Genomic DNA, 19,910 nt, shown 5'->3' with positions numbered 1-19,910 from the left:
CCGGTTAAGATAACAGCCATTGCCTTGTGGCGGCGATGGTGGATAAATTGACCGGCTGGTAAACATTGCAAATTCGCACTGGCGTCAGCAAGGGATTTTGTGACGAATCGCAGTAATTTTGCCTAAGCTATGAACGGCGATTATTTTTTAAGCATACTGTAGCGGCAATTGCATTGAAAAGAAACAGAGAGCTGAGAATGGCCATACCGCGCGCAGCGAAAACACAGAAGCGGACCCGCATTCAGGAGGAAAAGCAGGAAGCGATTCTTGAAGCTGCGCTCAGTGTTTTTTCCACGAATGGGTTCCGCGGCTCCACCATCGACCAGATTGCCGAGGCGGCCGGCATGTCCAAGCCGAACGTGCTTTATTATTTCCGCACCAAGGAGGCGATGCATCGCGCGCTGATCGAGCGAGTGCTGGATACATGGCTTGACCCGCTGCGCGCCTTTGACGCCGAGGGTAATCCCGAAAGCGAAATCCGCTCCTACATTCGCCGCAAGCTGGAAATGTCGCGGGATTTTCCGCGTGAAAGCCGCCTGTTCGCCAATGAAATTCTGCAGGGCGCGCCCCATATCGAGGACGAACTGAAAGGCCCGCTGAAACAGCTGGTGGATGAGAAGGCAGAGGTGATCCGCGCCTGGGTGAAGGCCGGGCGGATGGCCAAATGCGACCCCTACCACCTCATTTTCTCTATCTGGTCGACCACTCAGCACTATGCCGATTTCGATGTGCAGGTGCGGGCGGTGCTGGGGGACAGACACGGCGGCGACGGGCGTTTCGAAGATGCGGCCCGCCATCTCGAGCAGCTTTTCATGGGCGGATTACGGATAACCGGCTGAGCATCGCCGGATTTTCAGCGCCTGAGCGTGCTGCGAAAAACATGATGAAAATTATCACCTTTATACTTTACTAAAAAACTCATCTTTATTATGGTGCCCGCATCCCGAATGTCGGGGCCCAATATCGGGGTATCAAAAACCAACCGGCAGGTGAGGGAATGGCACGCAAGGAAAAGAAGAAGGCCGAACGTGGCGGCAAGCAGGGCAAGGGCGAGCCGCAGACTGAAAAGGTGGCGGCCGAAGAGCAGCTATCGGGTCCGAAAAGCTTTCTTTATGTCGGCGGCCGTGACTGTCAGGTTGCCCATCTTCGCCAGATCGCCAGCAATTTCGGCGCGGAGCTCATTCATCACGACGGCGGCCTGCGTGAAGCCGTCTCCCGCATCGATACCGTTCTTCCCTCCGTCGACTGCGTTTTCTGCCCGATCGACTGTATCAGCCACGATGCGTGTCTGCGGGTGAAGTCCGGTTGCAAGAAATTCGGCAAGACGTTCATTCCGCTGCGCAATGGCAGCAAATCCAGTCTGGAGCGGGCGCTGCAGACGATGAATGAACGGACCCCCAACGATGAGCGACGAGCGCAATAATTTTAAGGGCGAAGAGCCGACGGCAGACGAGGCCTGCCGCGTGGAACTGCACAAGATGGCCGAACAGGCTGCCGATCCGGCCCTGACGGAAATCTATGAAATGGTCGGCGAACGCCAAAGGCGCAACCGCGCCGCGACCGCCGTCGGCAATGTGGCGATCTTTCCCCATCTGCGCACCCGCCAGCCCGGCGAAGCACCGCCCTTTGCACTCGGCGAGGCTGCGAAAAAGGGCCGCAACATCCTGCCGTTTCGCTGGACGCGGCGGCGTTAAGGCCGATCAGCCTTTCGGCTTCAGAAACGCACCGGCGCAGAGCACCAGCCATCCCGCGATCATTCCGAGGCCACCCAGGGGGGCCGCGTAGGCAAACAGGCTGTGGCCTGAAAAATGTCTGGTGACGAGATCACCGACAAAGATCGCCGTGCCGAGGCCGAGGATCAGGCCTGCCGGAATGGCGGTTCTGATGCGGTCCGCACCGATATTGAGCGCCACCAGCACCGGCGCATGCGCCAGCGCCATGGCCGAGGCATTGCCCAGCATATAGGTTTCGCCGGTATGGGTCGCGGCGGCGGCAAGCATGACGCCGGCAGCACCCAGGAGGCTACCCAGCAGCAGAATGAAGGCGCGCAGTCTCTCGTGGGTCATGGATTATCCGCTTCCTGGTTCTGCATGTGAAAAGCCAGCCGCTCCACCGGCGCCCAGATGATCTCGCGCAGCTTCGCATTTTCTATCGTCTCATCCATGGCGCGGCGGAAGCACAGCAGCCATTCATCCCGCTCGGCGGGGCCGATAGGGGCGACGAAATGGCGACGGCGCAACATCGGGTGGCCGTGTTTTTCGACATAGACGGGCGGTCCGCCAAGATATCCGGTCAGGTAGTCGTAAAACTTCGCCTCGCTGCCGGAAAGATCGGCAGGGTGGATGGCGCGGCAGCGTGCGGCCTCGGGCAGGGTATCCATCAATTCATAAAAACGCCGGGTGAGCGCCCTGACGGTCGCATCGCCACCGATCGCTTCGTAAAGGGTAACGGTCTCGCCGCTCATCGTCGCCTCCTTGGACCCTGCGGTCCTTATCGCTTTCCGGGCCAGCGAGTGCAACAGGGAAAGACGGGATGCGACATTTGGGACATCGTGCCCATAAAACGTCAGTTGTCGGCCCGACGGATTGTTGAATAGCTTGGACGGCTATTTTGAGTGGTGCGACATGTTCGGTCACCACCGCCCAGATCACATCATCCGCGACTTTGTGGTATTCATGTCGTAGAATATTGCCGATCCCGTGAATCTGTTTCCACGGAATTTCAGGCGCAACGTCCCGCAATAATTCCGCCGGGATGTGCCGTGATGCCTCGGAAATGATCTCCAAAGCGCGCTGTACGGCGAGCTTGAGGAGCCAGTTCTGCTAGAAGTCGTCCAGTGATAGTCCGGCGGTGTGCGTTTCGATGCCTTGGATCGCGTCCAGCATTTCGCTGAGAACCGGCCAGATCCTCCGTTTTATCATCAGAATATCCGCACTGCGGATTGCTCGATGTCGACGCGGAGCAGCGGGTGGAGGCTGTCGCGGGTGGTCACGTCCACCTCCATCGCCAGTTCGTCTTCCAGAAACTGCTTGATGCCGACGAGATCGATCAGCGAAAAGCGGCCGTCCTGATCGTAATCGATGAAGACATCCAGATCGCTTGCGGTCAATGCTTCATCGCGGGCGGTCGATCCAAAAACATAAAGCGATGTCGCGCCCATGCTTTTCATGGCATGGGCGTGCATTTTGAGTTTCCTGATGGCCTCCGCTCTCTTCATGCGGCAAGCTTACACCATCGTGCAGGTGGCATCCAGACTCAGCCAAAATTACGGATGAGGTCGAGCCCCTTTTTCAGAAGCGTTTCGGCCTCATCCTGATTGGCGGCTTCGACGTAGCAGCGCATTTCCGGGGCGTTGCCGGAAGGGCGGAAATGAATGGTGCTGCCATCGGTGAGCGCCACACGCAGGCCGTCGATGTCGCTCAGCGCCTTTACCGTGCCGACCGGGGCGAGGAAGGTTTCGAGATTGTCGCGGGAGGCGCGCAGATGTGTCATCAGCGCGGCGCTCTTTTCCTGGGCGAAATTTTCCAGGCGGTCGGCGGCGGCGACCGGCAGGTTATAGGCGGCGGCGATCTGCGACAGCGGCTTTTTCTGTTCCGCCGAGAGAAGCAGCACGGCGAGAACCGGCAGGAAGCTGTCACGCGTCGGCAGAGGCGAAAGCGGCCTGCCGTTGAGCGTGAAGGCGGAGGCCGTCAGCAGGCCGCCATTGGCCTCGAAGCCCATGACGCCGTTCTTGCCGGCGGCGAGCGCCTCAGCCATGCCCGCGATCACGAAGGGGGAGCCGACCTTGGTGCGGACGACGTCGAACGAACCGTTGGCCTCGATACCCGAATTGGAGGTGACGGGGGTAACGACCACGCCGGCGCCGAGGAAATTTGCGGTGATCAGGCCGATAAGGTCGCCGCGCAGCGGCACACCGTTTTCATCGGTCAGCAGGGGGCGGTCGCCGTCGCCATCGGCGGAAACGATGGCGTCGAGACCGTGCTCCGGCGACCATTTTTTGAGAAGGGCCAGCGTTTCCGGGGAGACTGCTTCAGTATCGACGGGGATGAAGGTTTCGGAGCGGCCGAGTGGAACGACCTCCGCCCCATAATGGGCAAGCACGTCGACAAAGAGATCGCGCGCCACCGTGCTGTGCTGGTAAACGCCGATCTTGAGGCCGGAAAGCGCCTTTTCCGGCAGCAACGCGATGTTGCGCTCGTAGAAAAGTTCGGCTGCGGTGGCGGAATGGTCTTCGGCGGTCGCCGCCTCGGCGCTTATGCCTTCGGCCTCGATTTCGGCGGCAAGAGCGGCAATCGCCGTCTCGTCCTGCTTGTCGATTTCGCCGTCCGGGCGGTAGAACTTGATGCCGTTGCGGTCGGCCGGGATATGCGAACCGGTGATCATCAGCGCGCCGGCCTTCAGCGACAGGCCGTAAAGCGCCAGCGCCGGTGTCGGCACGGCGCCGCAATCGAACGGGTTCAGGCCGGCTTTTTTGAGCGCGGCGATGCAGGTGGCGGAAACTTCCGGGCTCGAATCGCGGAAATCGCGGCCGACGAGAATGGGGTCGCCCGCCTTTGCCTGGCCCGATATGAGAAGGTGTTTTGCAAATGCCGTGGCATAGACGGCCGAGGCTTTTCCTTTCAGATCGACGGAGAGGCCGCGAAGGCCGCTCGTTCCAAATTTCAGGCTCATGCCAAACTCCGTTTCGATAAAATCTTTGAGGGTCAAATGGATAATGCAAAAATATAACGGTTGAAAGAACCGTATCGATCCATCCAAGTCAATCATCCCTTTCAACGTGGCCGCGAATAGGCGATGATAGCGGGACTGGTGCGGGTAACCTAAAATTCACCCGTCATATTTAAACTTGTCCGTCGATGGCGGCTCTGGCGACGGTGGGAACCCTCTGTTGCCGGCCTTTTTGTGGTTCGTTCGAGTTGGATTGGCTGATGTACAGGCTTCAAAAGGCGGGACATAAGCAGGCACGCCCGCTCGATGAAAAAACGGCGCCTGCCGCGAGAACCCATGGTTCCCTGCTGGACGATCTGGTGGATGAGGACGAGGTTTTCGAGCGCACGGTGCTGAAGGACCATCTTGAGCCGAAACCGCCGAAGACCGCCGCTGCGCCGGCCCCGCTAGTGGCGCCGGTAAAGGCTGTTTCGCCGAGCGGCAATCTGGCGGCTGCGCTGCCGGGCCTGAAACATATCGACAGGATCGGTGTGGATGACGTCATCCTCTGGCTTCGCAGAGGTGTCGTCTGGATCGTGCTGGCGATCATTCTCTGCGTCGCCGGCGCGCTCACTTACGCCTCTATGACGCCGCCGCGCTACAAGGCCTATACGGATATCGTCGTTAATCCCTCCAATCTGAATGTCGTCAATGATGGGGTGTTTTCGCCCAACCAGCAGCGTGACACACAGATACTCGAGGTGGAAAGCAAGCTGCGCACCATCACTTCGCGCAACGTGCTGGCGCGGGTGGTGGACGAGCTGAAGCTCGATCAGGATCCTGAATTCATCAGCCCGCCGCCGCTTGCGCGGCTGAAGGCAATGTTCTCATCGAAGCCGGAAGATGATGACAACCGCGTCGGCGCGCTTCGTTCACTGGGTGATCGGGTGGCGGCGGAACGCGACCCGCGCTCCTTCGTGGTCACGCTTTCGGTCTGGACCAATGATGCCGAAAAATCGGTGACGGTCTCCAAGGCCATCGTGAAAGCTTTCGAAAGCGAACTGTTCCAGACGACCTCCGACAGCAGCCAGCGTGTCGTTGACGATCTCAGGAAGCGGCTGGAGGAAATGCGCGAAAATGTGACCATCGCCGAAAAGCGCGTGGCCGATTTCCGCCGCGAGAACGGTTTGCAGGAAAATAATGGCCAGCTCGTCAGCAATCTCGCCTCCGGCGAATTGAATGCGCAGGTTCTTGCCACCCAGCAGCGGCTCATTCAGGAGGAATCCCGCCTGAAGCAGATGGAGGCGGCGATTGCCCAGAACCGCACGCAAAGCGACGCCATCTTTGACAGCCAGACCATGAACACCATCCGCGCGCAATATAGCACCCTGCAGCAGCAGATCGGCGCGATGACGCTGACCTATGGCGCACGCCATCCGCGTCTGGCGACGGCGGGTGCGGAGCGGGCAATGCTGGAACGCGGCATGGCGGACGAGGCGCGGCGCATCCTGCAGGCGGCCAAGATCAATGTCGCCGAAGCGCGCTCCTCGCTGGATGCGCTGAGGCTGAAGGCCGTGGCGGAACGCGCCAATGTCTTTACCGACAATGAGGCGCAGGTGCGGCTGCGCGATCTGGAGCGCGACGCCCGCTCGGCGGCGGCGATCTATGAGACTTACCTCACCCGCTCGCGCCAGCTTGCCGAACAGCAGTCGATCGATTCCACCAATGTGCGGGTGATTTCGCAGCCGGTTGCGCCCAATTCCAGAAGCTGGCCGCCGGGCAAGCTGACCTTCCTGATCGCCGGCGGCATGGGCGGCCTGTTCCTCGGTCTTGGCATTGCCGTGGCGCTCGGCCTCTGGGGTTATCTGCGCCGGGACGATCACGCGGATGTCGTGGCGCGGTAAGACGAGGCGGCTGCGTGTCGCCTTATTCTTCCGAAATCAGACCGTCATAAACCTCGAGCAGGGCGGCGGCGATGGCCGCGCCCAGCGCATTGCCGGCATCGCGAATACCGGCCTCGTCTCCATCGCGAACCGAAATGGCAAGGTCGGACGCTTCGTTGGCGACGATTTCTTTTGCCCGTTCTATCGCCCAGAGGCCGAAATCGCCGCGATTGTCGATCGAGATTGTTTCCATGGCCGGAGCCCTTCCGTGGTTTGATTTCCGCGTCCCTTAACCCATCGGCTGGAAAACCGGAATAGTCAGAAAATGTGGCGCACAACCTTCAGGCGTGTAAAATGCCCACTGCATACGGGGATTTATAAAAATATTAATGATAGTTCTTCGTAGTGTCTGAAGCCTTATATCCTATGCATAAGCGTGACTATAACAATGAAACGATGCCTATCTTGGACACCGGACAGATCATGACAGGGAGAGAGATGCCGGATGCGGGAGCGCCGGGCCAGGCATGGCCGGTTATTTCCCTTGCGGCACTGCCCATCACTGACGCGACCATCGATGAAACGGCGCGGGATTTCATCCTGCGTGCGGGAAGCGAGCGCGTGTCCGATGCAAGACCGTTTTATTCGACCTCGGCGAACGGCCAGGTCATTGCGCTTTGTCATCACGACCGGGAATTCGACGCCATGCTGCGGCAGGCGGACCAGATTCATGCCGATGGTATGTCACTGGTGATCTTCTCCCGAAAATTCTGCCGGCAGGCGCTGAGGGAACGGGTCGCGACGACCGATCTCGTTCATGCGGTCGCCAAGCGTGCCGAAGAGACGGGAAGCCGGTTTTATTTCCTCGGCGGTTCGGAAGAGGTGAACCGTGCGGCGGTCGAAGAAATGCAGAGGCTCTATCCGCGTCTCGTATTTTCGGGACGGCGCAACGGTTATTTCAGCCGCGCCGAGGAAGACGCAGTCCTTGCCGATATCGCCGCTTCGAAAACGGATATTCTCTGGGTCGGCTTCGGCATTCCGCTGGAGCAGCGCTTCGTTTCGCGCAATCTCGACAGGCTTTCCGGCATCGCCGTGGTCAAGACCTGCGGCGGCCTTTTCGACTTCCTTGCCGGCAAGAACAGCCGGGCGCCGCAATGGATGCAGGATATGGGGCTGGAATGGCTCTATCGGGCAATGCTCGAGCCGAAGCGTCTCGGAAAACGATATTTGCTGACCAATCCGATCGCCATATATTCGCTGCTGAAGTATCGCTTCGGAGCGTCGGGTCAGGGCCGGTAAAGCTGCGGCAAGCCCCGCAGGCGGCAGGCATATTGCATCGCGTCAGTTAATCAGTTTTCCCTAACATATTGAGAAAACGGGCTTTGCCGCTGAAATTCGTTGCAACTGCGAAGGAGCGCGCTACACTGTCCCAATATTATAAATTTATTCGAATCAGAGATATTTTGGGGACACCCATGGTGATTACGTCCATTTCTCTTTTGATATATGGAATTGGCACCGCCACCTCTCTCGCCATGACCTATATTGAAGGTGCCCGCCGCGATAAGAATTGGGATTTTTACCGGGTGACCGGCATCGTCCTTTGTTTCTTCTGGCCGCTGCTGGTGCCGCTTTTCGTTGTTGCGACGGCTTTTTCGGCGCTCGGTTTGCAAAAACGACGCGAGAACGTGCTGTCGTTCGGCAGGGAAAAGAACCTCAGCTAAACCGGCGACGAGAGCGATTGCGGTCAGCTCTTCTTCGCCGGCGCCTTGTAGGGGGTGAGTGTGATGCCGAGGCTTGCCATCATCCGGCCAATGGACATCAGCGGCGGATGTGTGGCGGGCAGCCAGGCGCCGGTTTTCAGCCCGGCGGAACCGGCGCGCAGCAGAGACAGGCACAGGCTGACGGCATTTTTGGCGGTCAGCAGCAGTCCGCCCCTCAGGCCGGGGTGGCGGGCGCGGTCGATGCTGTAATTTATGATGCCGGTGCGGAGCGAGCGCTCCATGATCCAGCGCGGCGCCATCCGACTTTCCGGCACATATTCAATGATGACGGCGCGGGCATTCCAGGCAAATTTGAAACCTGCCTTGCGGCAGCGGGTGAAGAAATCCATGTCGCCGCCGCCGAGGAAGTTGAACTGCACGTCGAATTCCGGTTTCGGCAGGCTTTCGAACACTCGACGTGAGATCAGGCAATTGCCCGATCCGTGGATTTGCTCGACGAGACCGGTCGGCGCTTCGATGGAGCCGAACAGCGGATGCGAGAGAACTGCCTTCGAAGCCGGTGCGTCGAATTCCCGGTTGACCGGGCCGCCGACGATGTCGACGCCGAAGGATTTCGCCGCTGAAACCATTTCGGCAAGCCATTGGGGGGAGGCGGCCTCGTCGTCATCGATCATCAGGAACCACTCAGCCGAAGCATAGCTTTGCCGGGCGGTGCGGAAGGCCGTGTTGATGGCGTAACAATTGCCCTGCGTCGGCTCCACCAGTGCCTGACCGTTCACGCCGCTCTCGGAGAAAAATGTGCGTGCGACGGCGAGACCCTGCTGGCCTGCGCCGTCATTATCGACCACGACAATGGCGAAGGGAAAATCAACCTTCTGGGCCGCGAGTGACCGAAGCGTCTTTTTCAGGCCTTCCGGCCGGCGGAAACTCGGAATGCACACCACCGCTTCCGGCATGATCTCGGACATGGAAACTCCTAAATTCCGGCAAGCGCTGCGGCGGAAAAAACGACGGCCCTGAGGCTTTGGCGCGGGCGGTTGAGGAAGGTGTCGGCCAGCGCCGAAAAAGCCTCGCGGTAACGGCGGGCGCGGAAGGCCTGCGCCACGGTATAGGCGTTCATATGGTTCTCCGACCGGCGGCGAAGCCGTCGCAGTTCCGGCGGCGAAATGGCGGCGACGATGGCGGGATCGGAAAAGACGGCCTCGATGGCCGGCTCGCAATCCCGGAATGTCAAAAGCCGGTTCATCATCACGCTTGTTCTGTGCACGCGGTAATCCAGCACATGGCAGCCGGGCAGGTAAACGAAACGGCCGGCGGCGGCCAGCCTGCACCAGCCATACCAGTCTTCGGCATAACGCAAGGTCTCGTCGAAACCGCCGAATTCCTGAAAGATGCGGGTTCTGACCAGCATGATGCCGCCATTGACGATGAAGTTGCCGCCGAGCAGCGGCTGGAGAATGAAACCATCGGGTTTTTCCCGGCGGCGAATGAGGTTGCGCCGGCCGATCTTGAAGCCATCTTCATCGATGCGTTCGTAATCGCCATAGACGGCGACGACATCCGGCCCGGAAATGCCGGCGCAAAGGGCCGCGATGGCGCCGGGTTTCAGGCGGTCGTCGGCATCGAGGAACATCGTCCATTCGCCGCGGGCCTGCGACAGGCCGAAATTGCGCACGGCGGAAACGCCCTGCCTTCCCTGCGGCCGTGCAAGCAATTTGACGCGGGGATCGGAAAAACCCTCCACTTTCTGAGCGGTGGTGTCGGTGGAGCCGTCATCGACGACAAGCACTTCACCGATGGTCTCGCCCTGCAGCAACACGCTTTCGATTGCTTCCACGATGTAACGCTCGCCATTGCGAACGGGAATGACAATCGAAACGGAAACCAAGACTTCAAACTCCCTGCGGCGTGGGCCAAGAATTCGCACAGCGAAGTTACTACCGCATTAAGCGGGTCTGGCCAATTATGACGTGGTATAACGTCAGTTAACCTTGCAAATCTTTAATATCCTTTTCCTATGATAGGGATGTTATGTTTTGGGAATATAGGTTGCGGAGGCGGGCGAATGCGGATCGGGCGGCGGAATTTTATAGGCGGTGCGGCAAGCGCTGGCCTGCTGCATGCCGTGGCCGGCCCGGCCTTTGCCGCGCAGAAGAAAGCCACGATCAAAACCGCCCCCTATGGCGCCGCCGTCTACCTGCCTGACCTTAATGCCGATAGCCGCATCGGCGAGGCGGTGGTGAAATATTGCTCGCGCATCACCCCTGTCACCGAAATGAAATGGGAGGTGATGCGGCCTTCGGCGGAAGTGTTCGATTTCGCCGCTGCCGATGCACTCGCCAATTTCGCGCGCCAGCACAAGCTAGCCATGCATGGCCATCCGCTGATCTGGTATGCCTCCAACGCGCCTTGGCTTGCCAGTGTTGGCGGCGCCAAGGTCGAGAAGCTGATGGAAACCCATATCGTCACCGTGATGGAGCGGTATAAGGACGTGATCCACAGCTGGGACGTGGTCAACGAACCGATCCCCGACGTGCCGGGCAATGTGCGTGCGCGGCGCGATGCCTGGTATTATGGCGCGGGGCCTGACGCCATCAAGAAGGCTTTCGAGATCGCCCATGCGGTCGATCCGAAGGCGCAGCTCGTTCTCAACGAATATGATGTCGAATTTGCCGCCGAGAAATCGCCGGCCAAACGCGCCGCTTTCCGCAATCTCATCCTCGAACTGCTGGAAAAGGGCGCGCCGATCAACGCCGTTGGCCTGCAGGGGCATTTGCGCGGCGGCTGGCCGATCGCCAAGGACGAGCTTGCCGCCTTCACGACGGAAATGCGCAGCTACGGTCTTGCCGTTCTGGTGACGGAGCTTGACGTGATGGACCAGACGCTGCCCGCGCCGGAGGCCGAACGGGATATGCTGATCAACGGTCAGGTCCGCGAGTTTCTGGAGGCCGCCTCGGCGGGCGGCGCGCTTTCCTCCATCACCACATGGGGCATCTCGGATCAATATACCTGGATCCGCTGGGCCTATCCTCGCCGGGACGGCACCGCCAACCGGCCGCTGCCGCTGGACTGGAGTTTCAACGAAAAACCCATGATGGCCATCATCAATGAATTCCGCAACCGTGGTGCATGACTATGAATGCTGAAATGCCGCTTCCTCCCGTGCAGAAGGCGCTGCAAATCAACCTCCATCCCTTCGACGCCCCGCATGCGGCCCTGACGCTGCCGCATCAGCTCAGGGTCTGGGGCGGGCAGGTGGACCGCATTTTGCTGACGGTCGATACGGGCCAGGTGGGGGCGGGGCGGTACAAGGGCAATGGTTTCGATGCGGCGCGCCAGCGTCTCTTCGACATGCTGGAGGAAATGCAGACCAATTATCCGCATCTCTCTGTGGATATCGTCGATTACAGCGATGCGGCGCGTGATACGGTGACGCAGACCTTCTTTTCGCGCTCTCCCATCCCCTATCCCGCCAAGGCTTTCGATGGCGGGCCTTTCCATGTCTATTTCTACGGGCTGAAACGCGCCAATGCCCGTTACGTGATGCACATGGACAGCGACATGATGTTCGGTGGCGGCAGCCAGAGCTGGTTCAGTGAGGCGATTGCATTGCAGAAGGCCAATCCGGATGCGCTGTGCATCACGCCCTTTTCCGGGCCGCCGACGGTTCGCGGCGATCTGGATATTTCCCGCCATGTCGGCATGCCCGGCGTGAAGAACATCCCTGCGCCGCGCAAGCTGCCGTCGCGCATTCCCACCTGGCGTTTCGCCACCGTGTCCACCCGGCTTTTCATGATCGACATGGACCGTCTTGCGAAAAGGATCGGCTCGCTGGAACTGCTCAGGCCCGATGTCAAACGGCGTATCCGCTCCTATGCCTATAACCAGCAGCCGGTCTCCATGCCCGCCGAGGAAGTGCTGAGCACCAACATGATGCGCACCGGCGTTTACCGGCTCGATTTTCTCGGCACGAGCAAGGGCATGTATTCGCTGCATCCGCCCTATCGTTCGCCGGAATTCTATGCGGCTCTACCCTCCATCGTCGAGCGCATCGAGAAGGGCGATATTCCCGAAGGCCAGCTGGGCGATTTCGATATCAACGGGTCGATGGTGGACTGGGGAAGTGCGCTGGCGGCCAAGACGCGCTCCAAACGTTATGCGAAAGCGCTGCGCCATCTCATCTCGGCGAATGTCGGGCGGTTCCGCAAGGCTTGAGGGCGTCGCGCCCGTGTTCCGCTCCGGGGCCGGGCAGGAACCTCAGTAGTCGGTGATGAGTTTGCTCCAGCTTTCCGAGCACAACCCGCCAATATAGATGTCGCCGCCCAGCGCCTTTTCCCTCAGCGCGTCATCGCGCGTCGCCATGCAGAAATAACCGTCGTGGCGGAAGCTCATGTGGTTCTGGCGGTAAAGCGCGTTGATGAGAAAGGGCTGCGCCATGCCGGTGACATGGGCATAGTTTTCATCATCGAAATGGCGGAACAGGGTGTTGAGCACATCGTTTTCGCAGCCGGCATCGCAGACGAGATTGAGCACATAGGCCGTTCTTCCCCGCTGGCCGAAAAACAGTGCGGCGCCCATGGCGTGACCTTCGGCATTCTCGATCATCACGCTTTTCAGTTCGCCGAGGCTTTCATTGGCCTTGCTCATCTCTATCAGCCAGTGGAACTCTTTGTGAGACCATTCCGGGCGGATGGAAAAACGCTCGATCATCGCGAGCGCGCTGCGTCGGAAGGTTTCGTAATCCACGGTTCTCACCCTGGCGCCAGCGGCCTCCTGCGGCCTCAGACCCTTTTTCCACCGCCGCAGGATTCCATCCACAAGTCCAAGCGCGGCGAGCGCCAGCGTGGTTTTGGCCAGTTTCGAGCGGCGCGGCATGCGCAACGCTATGGTGCAGAAGGGCTTGAGCGCCTTGTGCCATTGCAGGCTTTCAATCGGCAGCATGTCGCCGCCGGTCGCCACCCAGTGATCGGCGCTGACAGGAGAAGCCGTATCCGAGAACAACATGTCGTGTTTGGATGCCCGCATGCCGCGGGACAGGCGCGCCGCGCCGAGCGCGCCGCGTTTCCCGTCCGATGCGAAGGCGCAAAGCAGCCGGGCGGTAATCGTTTTTCCATTCGCAACGAAGCGCATGGGCACGGCGAGAATGACGCTGGTGACCCCGTTTTCCCCGGCGTCGTAGACAACGCTGCCGTTTTCCGGGCTGAAGGCGGGACTGCCGAAAAACAGTTTTTCTATATAGGAGCGGAAGTCGAAATTGCGCTCCTGCCCGGTCTTCCTGAAAGCGCTGTTGAGGACGGCTTCGACGGCGGGCACGTCATCCCTGCGCATGGGGCGAACGCCGGAGACACCTGGCTGAACCGGGCGTTGTGGCGACTGACCACTATCGCCGTCGTCCATTTTGGTGTGTATCGGAACGTCCACCGTCGGCCCCCAAGCTTTTGCGCATAGATGAAATCAACCATAGGCAGCGTATATTTTAATGTATTAATATAGATATAAAGCCTGCGATCCGCTCGGGTGTGAAATATCGAATTGAAGATAAATCACATTTATATCAACAAGTTGGATTTATAATCCTGCGCTATTCGAGGTTAACAAAATATACTCACATAAGCAACCGGTGGATGAAATGTGGATCATTTTTTGCGGATGCTTTTTGGGGTGTCGAAGTTTAACTTTTGGAAATGACTGTCTTGATTTTTGTCTCCCGATTTTGATTTCCCGAGGGCAAAGCGTGCGTTCACGGCGCTATCTCCTCGTGCATCGCGGATAACCCAAAAATCGCATTGGCGGGCCGGCCATTGTGGAGAAAGACGGAGGGGAACCGGACAGGGCCAGAAGCGGGCGTCGCTCCGACATCCCCAGACGCACAGGTTTCCGCTGTTGTTCGTCCAAGGTGATATTTTGAAATGATTTTTCGTTGCAAATATGTAAAAGAGCCGATTGTTGCGCGCGTCTGTGGCTATTTTCGCTAAACATGCGCGGCTCAAGTCTTTGTTATTGTGCACGTCGCACCGCGAGACCCTGGCTATTGGCGAGGCGGCACTAAAAACGGATCGGCAAGGTCAATCGATGACAGATACAGGCGCCTGTGCGCTCGAGGCGGATGACATCCACAAGAGCTTCGGCACGCATGAAGTTTTGAAGGGCGTTTCGCTGCAGGCCCACAAGGGCGATGTGATCTCCATTATCGGGTCCTCCGGTTCCGGCAAAAGCACCTTTCTGCGCTGTATCAACTTCCTCGAAACGCCGGATCGCGGCCGCGTCATCGTCAATGGCGAGGAAATCGCCACGAGAACCGGTCGTGACGGCAAGGCCGTGCCGAAAAACTGGCGGCAGGTGGAAAAACTGCGCACCGGGCTTGGCATGGTGTTCCAGAATTTCAATCTCTGGGCCCATCGCACCGTTCTCGAAAATGTCATCGAGGCGCCGGTTCACGTCCTGGGCGTCAGGCGGCAGGAGGCGGTCGAAAAAGCCGAGGCTCTGCTGAACAAGGTCGGGCTTTATGACAAGAAAAACGCCTATCCGGCGTTCCTTTCCGGCGGACAGCAGCAGCGCGCCGCCATTGCGCGCGCGCTCTGCATGGAACCGGCGGTGATGCTGTTTGACGAACCCACCTCGGCGCTTGACCCGGAACTGGTGGGAGAAGTGCTGAAGGTCATTCGCGATCTGGCCGAGGAAGGCCGCACCATGCTGCTTGTCACCCACGAAATGCGCTTTGCGCGGGATGTTTCCTCGGAAGTGATGTTTCTGCATCAGGGCAGGGTGGAGGAAGCGGGACCGCCGGCGCAGGTGTTCGGCAACCCCACAAGCGCCCGGTGTCGTGAATTCACCGGCGCGCTGGCCAATTGACCCTTTTGCCTGACAGTTCGTATTCAACAGGAGAGACTTTAAATGAAATTCTTCGCTACGCTGCTTGCCGGAACGGCATTTGCGTTTTCCGCCTTCACCGCCAGCGCCGACGTGCGCTTCGGCATCATGAACGAGTCCTACCCGCCTTTCTTTGCCAAAGACGCTACCGGCAAGTGGCAGGGCTGGGAAATCGATCTCATGGACGCGGTCTGCGCGGAAATGAAGGAAAAATGCTCGATCGTCGAGCTGTCCTGGGATGGCCTGATCCCGGCGCTGCAGACCAAGAAGTTCGACGTCATCTGGTCGTCCATGTCCAACACGGAAGAGCGCCAGAAGGTGATCGATTTCACCGACAAATATTACAACACACCCAGCAAGCTGATCGGCGCCAAGGGTGAAAAGGCGGGTGCGACGGCCGAGGACGTCAAGGGCAAGACCATCGGCATTCAGGTCGCCACCATCCAGTCCGAATATTACAAGAAATATTTCGCTGATGTCGCTGACGAAAAGACCTACCAGACGCTGGACGAGGCGTTTCAGGATTTGGCCGCCGGCCGTATCGACTACGTCTTCGGTGACTCGCTGGTTCTCGATGCCTTCGTGAAGAGCGATGCCGGCAAGGATTGCTGTGCCGACATGGGCAATGTGGCCGACGACAAGCAAATCCTTGGTCTTGGCGTTTCCGGCGGCCTGCGCAAGGACGATACGGAACTGAAGACCAAGCTGAACGCCGCTCTCGCCGCCGTCCGCGCCAGCGGGAAATATGACGAAATCACCAAGAAGTATTTCAGCTTCGATATTTACGGCAGCAAGCCCTGATCGGTCACATCGATGGCAAGCCTTGAAACCACGCTGCAACTGCTGTCACCCTATCCTCCGGGATGGGGCGGCACCCTTTTGAAGGGTGCGGCGTCGACGCTTGCCATTTCCGCCGGTGCTTACCTCATCGGCATCGTCATCGGGCTTGCCGGCGCACTCGGCAAGCTTTCGGGCAACAGGCCGCTCGGCCTGCTGCTCAATCTCTACACCACGGCCATCCGCGCCGTTCCCGAACTGATCCTCATTGTCGGGCTCTATTATGCCGGGACGGACGGTCTCAACCGGCTGCTGCTGCTCGCCGGCATGCCGCCGCTGGAGGTCAACGGTTTCGTTGCCGCCGTTGCAGTTCTGGGTTTCGTGCAGGGCGCCTATATGACCGAGGTGCTGCGCGGCGCGATCCTTGCCATTCCGAACGGGCAGATCGAGGCGGCGCGCGCCTTCGGCATGCCACCGGCGCTTCGGTTCCGCCGGGTTATCCTGCCGGCCCTGCTGCCGAATGCACTGCCGGGGCTCGCCAATCTCTGGCTTGCGGTGACGAAGGACAGCGCGCTGGTGGCTGTTGTCGGTTACCAGGAACTGGCGCTCGCGACGCGGTTGGCAGGCGCCAGCACCAAGCAATATTTCCTGTTCTTCCTCGCGGCGGCATTTCTCTATCTCGCCATCACGCTCGTCTCCAATCTCGTCTTTTCACTGCTGGAACGCCGGGTGCGGCGCGGCCAGCCGGCTTTGGCGTAAGGGGGAACGGCATGGATTTTTCCTGGGTCGCCAAATATTGGCCGCTGCTTCTGTCCGGCGCATGGCAGACGCTGGCGCTGCTCGTCATCTCCGTCAGCATCGGCTTCGTGCTCGCCATCGGGCTTGCCTTCGCGCAGGTCAGCGGCGGGCGGGTGACGAAAATTCTGGCGCGGGCCTATTGCACCTTCTTTCGCGGAACGCCGCTGCTCATCCAGCTCTGGCTGCTTTATTACGGCGTCGGCTCGCTTCTGCCGATGGTCCCAGGCCTCCGGCAAAGTTTTATGTGGCCGGTGCTGCGCGAAGGGTTCTTCTTCGCGGCCGTCAGCTTCACGCTGAATTATGCGGCCTATGAGGCGGAGGTGCTGCGCGGCGCGCTGCTGGCGGTGCCGAAGGGCGAGCTGGAGGCGGGCAGGGCTTTCGGCATGGGCCGCTTCACCCTCATTCGACGCATCTGGCTGCCGCGCGCGATCCGCATCGCGCTGCCGACCATCGCTGGCGAGGTGGTGATGCAGTTGAAAGCCACGCCGCTTGCTTTCACCGTGACGGTCATGGACCTTTACGCCGTCGCCTACAAGGTGCGGCAGGATACGCTTCTGGTCTATGAGCCGCTGATCGTCGTCACCGTCTTTTATCTCATTCTCACCGCCATCATCGCCCGCTGTTTCGGCCTTGTCGAACGGCAGGTGCCGGTCCGGCGGTAAACATTCAAGGAGTATCACCATGGGCACTATCCGTATCCTCGACGGCGGCATGAGCCGCGAATTGCAGCGGCTCGGCGCCGAGCTGAAACAGCCGGAATGGTCGGCGCTGGCGCTGATCAATTCCCCCGATATCGTGCGGCAGGTGCATGCGGAGTTCATCGAGGCCGGTGCCGATGTCGTCACCACCAATTCCTATGCGCTGGTGCCCTTCCACATCGGCGAGGAGCGCTTTCAGAAGGATGGCGCATCGCTGATCGCCCTTTCTGGCAAGCTGGCCCGCGAGGCGGCGGATGCTTCCGGTCGCAAGGTGCTGGTTGCCGGTTCGCTGCCGCCGATCTTCGGCTCCTATGAGCCGCAGAATTTCGACGCCACGCGGGTGCAGGCCTATCTCAAGGTGCTGGTCGACAATCTCGCGCCTCATGTCGATGTCTGGCTCGGCGAGACGCTGAGCCTGATCGCTGAGGGCGAGGCGGTGCGGCAAGCCGTTGCCACAACGGATAAGCCGTTCTGGATCTCCTTTACGCTCAACGATGACGCCGCTGCGGTCGCCGGTGGCGAACCCGCGCTACGGTCAGGCGAAACGGTGAAGGCTGCCGCCGAATGGGCGGCGCAATCGGGTGCTGCCGCCCTGCTGTTCAACTGCAGCAAGCCGGAAATCATGAAAGCCGCCGTCGAAACCGCCTCCGCCGTTTTCGCGGACAAGGGTGTTTCGCTCGAGATCGGCGTTTATGCCAATGCCTTTGAAGGCGAACAGGGCGATTCTGCCGCCAATGAAGGCCTGCACGGCACCCGCGCCGACCTGACAGACGATGTCTATTCCCGTTTTGCCTGCTCCTGGGCGGATGCGCGCGCGACCATGATCGGCGGCTGCTGCGGCATCGGTGCAGCCCATATCCACAAGGTGGCAACGGCATTGCGGCGCGCGGCCGCCTGACGCGGTCGGCGGCTTTTAACGCACTATCGGGAATGAATGCGGCGGGCTGAGAGGCCGGCCGCTTTTTTGTCTGCGGCTATTGACCTCAACCATAGTTGAGGAATTATCAGTGCATGGAACACTATAATAAGGACGTTCCATGATCGAGAATTCCAAGGCGTTGAAGCTCACGCTGCTATTCGTTGCCACACTCACCATCATGGCCGGAACCACGGTCGCGCCCTCGTTGCCCGCCATCGAACAGAGCTTCCTGTCGACGCCCAATGTCGAGATCATGAGCCGCATGGTGCTGACATTGCCATCGGTGTTCGTGGCGCTCTGTGCACCGGTCGCCGGCGTGTTGGCGGATCGCTTCGGCCGCAAGCGACTGCTGCTCGGCGCGATCCTGCTTTACAGCTTTTCCGGCATGTCCGGCCTTTTTTCCGAAAGTCTTGTCGGCCTGCTCGTCGGGCGCGCTTTTCTGGGGCTGGCGATCGGCGCCATCATGACGATCGGCACGGCGCTGGTGGGCGATTATTTCGAAGGTTCGGCGCGGGAGCGCTATCTCGGCCTGCAACAGGCCTTTACTCAGATCGGCGGCGTGGTTTTTGTGGTGGCGGGCGGTTTGCTGGCGGATCTGCATTGGCGCGCGCCCTTCGCGGTCTATGCCGTCGCCCTGCTCATTCTGCCGGCAGCCCTGTTCTTTCTGACGGAGCCGGTGAGGAACGATGGCGCTGTCAAGGCCGGAGGCGAACGGGATTTTGCGGTCAACTGGCTGCTGGTGGGCGTGTTGGCGCTGGCGGTGTTTCTCGTCAATGCCCTGTTCTACACCATTCCCTCGCAGCTGCCGTTTTTCCTGCGGGAGCTTGGGGTGTTTTCCGGTAGCATTGCGGGATACTCCATCGGCATTTTCAATTTGGCCGGGGCGCTGGCGGCGCTCAATTTCGGACGATTGCGGGCAAGGGTCACCGTCACCGCCATCATTGCCGTCGGGCTGGTGTCGATGGCGGCGGGTTTTGCGCTGCTTGCCAGGGCCGAAGGGCTGGTTGCCTTGCTGTCATCGCTTGCGGTGGTGGGGTTTGGCCTCGGCCTGGTGATGCCGGGCATCATGTCCACCACCATCTTGCTGGCACCGCTCAGACTGCGCGGGCGTATCGCCGGAATCGTCACCGCCTCGATGTTTCTCGGGCATTTCATCTCGCCGCTGGCAAGCCAGCCATGGATTGCCCGCTTCGGTTTTGCCGCCGCCTATCGCGACATCGCCTCGATATTCGCCGCCATGGCAGGACTTGCCGTCATGGCCGCCATTTTGCAACGATGGACGCTCATGCGAAGGGCGCGACCCTTCACGCCGGGCGACTGACGACCGGTCTTCGACGGGCAAAAAACACGCGGGTTTTGCCCGCCACGGCATGAAGGAATTGTAAAGTTTTTGATTATAATCATTTTACTGTAAAATAAATCGATGGTGACGGCTGAAAGCTCGCATGCTTTCGCTTTTTCCCGGAAATTAGGCCCGGCGTTTCCGCCTGCTGGCGGGTCGCCGCGCCAACGCGGGAAGCGGCCTCCCCGCATTTGAGGGGACGGGCTGCTTTCTGCGGCGCATGCATGATGCAGATGCGACCAGAGCCTATGA

The 19,910-nt window shown here is 59.8% G+C and carries 21 protein-coding genes and 2 pseudogenes; 14 read left to right on the top strand and 9 right to left on the bottom strand.

The window, feature by feature from the left end:
* Positions 1-197: 197 nt before the first annotated feature.
* The 3 genes and pseudogenes from rutR (at position 198) to ACQZ48_RS10320 (ending at position 1,694) form a co-directional block, all read left to right on the top strand.
* On the top strand, positions 198-839 hold the full coding sequence (rutR, locus tag ACQZ48_RS10330; protein WP_077981450.1) for an HTH-type transcriptional regulator RutR: 642 nt from the start codon (positions 198-200) through the stop codon (positions 837-839).
* Positions 840-1,099: 260 nt separating this feature from the next.
* A pseudogene (locus tag ACQZ48_RS10325) lies at positions 1,100-1,423 on the top strand (DUF2325 domain-containing protein); the annotation flags it as partial.
* The gene (locus ACQZ48_RS10320; protein WP_077981451.1) at positions 1,404-1,694 is read left to right on the top strand and encodes a hypothetical protein; all 291 of its coding nucleotides are present in this window, start codon (positions 1,404-1,406) and stop codon (positions 1,692-1,694) included. The pseudogene ACQZ48_RS10325 and the gene ACQZ48_RS10320, both read left to right, overlap by 20 nt.
* 6 nt (positions 1,695-1,700) lie before the next feature.
* Here ACQZ48_RS10320 and ACQZ48_RS10315 read toward each other — a convergent pair whose 3' ends face one another.
* The 5 genes and pseudogenes from ACQZ48_RS10315 to uppO all read right to left on the bottom strand — a co-directional run bounded on the left by ACQZ48_RS10315 (position 1,701) and on the right by uppO (position 4,671).
* A complete protein-coding gene (locus ACQZ48_RS10315) occupies positions 1,701-2,066 on the bottom strand; it encodes a DUF423 domain-containing protein (RefSeq protein ID WP_448728790.1) in 366 nt (121 codons plus the stop codon).
* Positions 2,063-2,464, bottom strand: a complete 402-nt coding sequence (locus ACQZ48_RS10310) for a globin domain-containing protein (protein ID WP_121651146.1) — start codon at positions 2,462-2,464, stop codon at positions 2,063-2,065. Before ACQZ48_RS10310 ends, ACQZ48_RS10315 begins: the two co-directional genes overlap by 4 nt.
* A pseudogene (locus ACQZ48_RS10305) lies at positions 2,385-2,807 on the bottom strand (HepT-like ribonuclease domain-containing protein); the annotation flags it as partial. The gene ACQZ48_RS10310 and the pseudogene ACQZ48_RS10305, both read right to left, overlap by 80 nt.
* A gap of 113 nt (positions 2,808-2,920) precedes the next feature.
* Entirely contained in the window at positions 2,921-3,217 is a 297-nt protein-coding gene (locus tag ACQZ48_RS10300) for a nucleotidyltransferase family protein (protein WP_448728789.1), read from the bottom strand.
* Between the two features lie 38 nt (positions 3,218-3,255).
* Positions 3,256-4,671, bottom strand: coding sequence for a polysaccharide biosynthesis phosphomannomutase UppO (gene uppO, locus ACQZ48_RS10295; RefSeq protein ID WP_191217853.1), 1,416 nt, complete (start codon positions 4,669-4,671; stop codon positions 3,256-3,258).
* Positions 4,672-4,928: 257 nt separating this feature from the next.
* On the opposite strand from uppO, the gene uppM reads away from it, so the two are divergent.
* Entirely contained in the window at positions 4,929-6,551 is a 1,623-nt protein-coding gene (gene uppM / locus ACQZ48_RS10290) for a polysaccharide biosynthesis protein UppM (RefSeq protein ID WP_448728788.1), read from the top strand.
* Positions 6,552-6,573: 22 nt separating this feature from the next.
* On the opposite strand, the gene ACQZ48_RS10285 is transcribed toward uppM, so the two are convergent.
* Entirely contained in the window at positions 6,574-6,783 is a 210-nt protein-coding gene (locus ACQZ48_RS10285) for a hypothetical protein (RefSeq protein WP_003509414.1), read from the bottom strand.
* A gap of 245 nt (positions 6,784-7,028) precedes the next feature.
* Between ACQZ48_RS10285 and uppL the strand changes: the two genes are divergently transcribed.
* Both uppL and ACQZ48_RS10275 read left to right on the top strand, forming a co-directional pair.
* Complete coding sequence (gene uppL / locus ACQZ48_RS10280) at positions 7,029-7,829, top strand: polysaccharide biosynthesis UDP-hexose transferase UppL (RefSeq protein ID WP_191217861.1); 801 nt, start codon at positions 7,029-7,031, stop codon at positions 7,827-7,829.
* Positions 7,830-7,912: 83 nt separating this feature from the next.
* Entirely contained in the window at positions 7,913-8,254 is a 342-nt protein-coding gene (locus ACQZ48_RS10275; protein ID WP_321186473.1) for a hypothetical protein, read from the top strand.
* 23 nt (positions 8,255-8,277) lie between these two features.
* Here the strand turns inward: ACQZ48_RS10275 and uppJ are convergent, their stop codons facing one another.
* Positions 8,278-9,222, bottom strand: a complete 945-nt coding sequence (gene uppJ / locus ACQZ48_RS10270) for a polysaccharide biosynthesis UDP-hexose transferase UppJ (protein ID WP_191217855.1) — start codon at positions 9,220-9,222, stop codon at positions 8,278-8,280.
* Positions 9,223-9,230: 8 nt separating this feature from the next.
* Positions 9,231-10,142, bottom strand: a complete 912-nt coding sequence (gene uppH, locus ACQZ48_RS10265; protein WP_191217856.1) for a polysaccharide biosynthesis endo-1,4-beta-xylanase UppH — start codon at positions 10,140-10,142, stop codon at positions 9,231-9,233.
* Between the two features lie 177 nt (positions 10,143-10,319).
* Here uppH and uppI point away from each other — a divergent pair, with 177 nt between their 5' ends.
* Entirely contained in the window at positions 10,320-11,387 is a 1,068-nt protein-coding gene (uppI, locus tag ACQZ48_RS10260; protein ID WP_077981456.1) for a polysaccharide biosynthesis UDP-hexose transferase UppI, read from the top strand.
* A gap of 2 nt (positions 11,388-11,389) precedes the next feature.
* Positions 11,390-12,469, top strand: coding sequence for a polysaccharide biosynthesis glycosyltransferase UppG (uppG, locus tag ACQZ48_RS10255; protein WP_448728821.1), 1,080 nt, complete (start codon positions 11,390-11,392; stop codon positions 12,467-12,469).
* Positions 12,470-12,511: 42 nt separating this feature from the next.
* Here uppG and ACQZ48_RS10250 read toward each other — a convergent pair whose 3' ends face one another.
* Positions 12,512-13,582 (bottom strand): GNAT family N-acetyltransferase, encoded by a 1,071-nt coding sequence (locus ACQZ48_RS10250; RefSeq protein WP_165691104.1) that lies wholly within the window; start codon positions 13,580-13,582, stop codon positions 12,512-12,514.
* 744 nt (positions 13,583-14,326) lie between these two features.
* Between ACQZ48_RS10250 and ACQZ48_RS10245 the strand changes: the two genes are divergently transcribed.
* From ACQZ48_RS10245 to ACQZ48_RS10220, 6 genes are all read left to right on the top strand, one after another.
* Entirely contained in the window at positions 14,327-15,106 is a 780-nt protein-coding gene (locus tag ACQZ48_RS10245; RefSeq protein ID WP_191217857.1) for an ABC transporter ATP-binding protein, read from the top strand.
* A gap of 42 nt (positions 15,107-15,148) precedes the next feature.
* On the top strand, positions 15,149-15,925 hold the full coding sequence (locus ACQZ48_RS10240; protein WP_137410828.1) for a transporter substrate-binding domain-containing protein: 777 nt from the start codon (positions 15,149-15,151) through the stop codon (positions 15,923-15,925).
* A 12-nt stretch (positions 15,926-15,937) separates the two neighbouring features.
* A complete protein-coding gene (locus ACQZ48_RS10235; RefSeq protein ID WP_077981460.1) occupies positions 15,938-16,660 on the top strand; it encodes an ABC transporter permease in 723 nt (240 codons plus the stop codon).
* Positions 16,661-16,671: 11 nt separating this feature from the next.
* Entirely contained in the window at positions 16,672-17,361 is a 690-nt protein-coding gene (locus ACQZ48_RS10230) for an ABC transporter permease (RefSeq protein WP_077981461.1), read from the top strand.
* Between the two features lie 19 nt (positions 17,362-17,380).
* A complete protein-coding gene (locus ACQZ48_RS10225) occupies positions 17,381-18,295 on the top strand; it encodes a homocysteine S-methyltransferase family protein (protein WP_448728787.1) in 915 nt (304 codons plus the stop codon).
* Positions 18,296-18,434: 139 nt separating this feature from the next.
* Positions 18,435-19,637 carry an MFS transporter gene (locus ACQZ48_RS10220; protein ID WP_191217859.1) on the top strand — a complete coding sequence of 401 codons (1,203 nt, stop codon included), beginning with the start codon at positions 18,435-18,437 and terminating at the stop codon, positions 19,635-19,637.
* Positions 19,638-19,910: the final 273 nt, after the last annotated feature.

It is taken from the genome of Agrobacterium sp. 22-209-1 (assembly GCF_053522485.1).
Note: the sequence above shows the minus strand (reverse complement) of the source record. Positions and strands in the feature narration are given on the sequence as shown.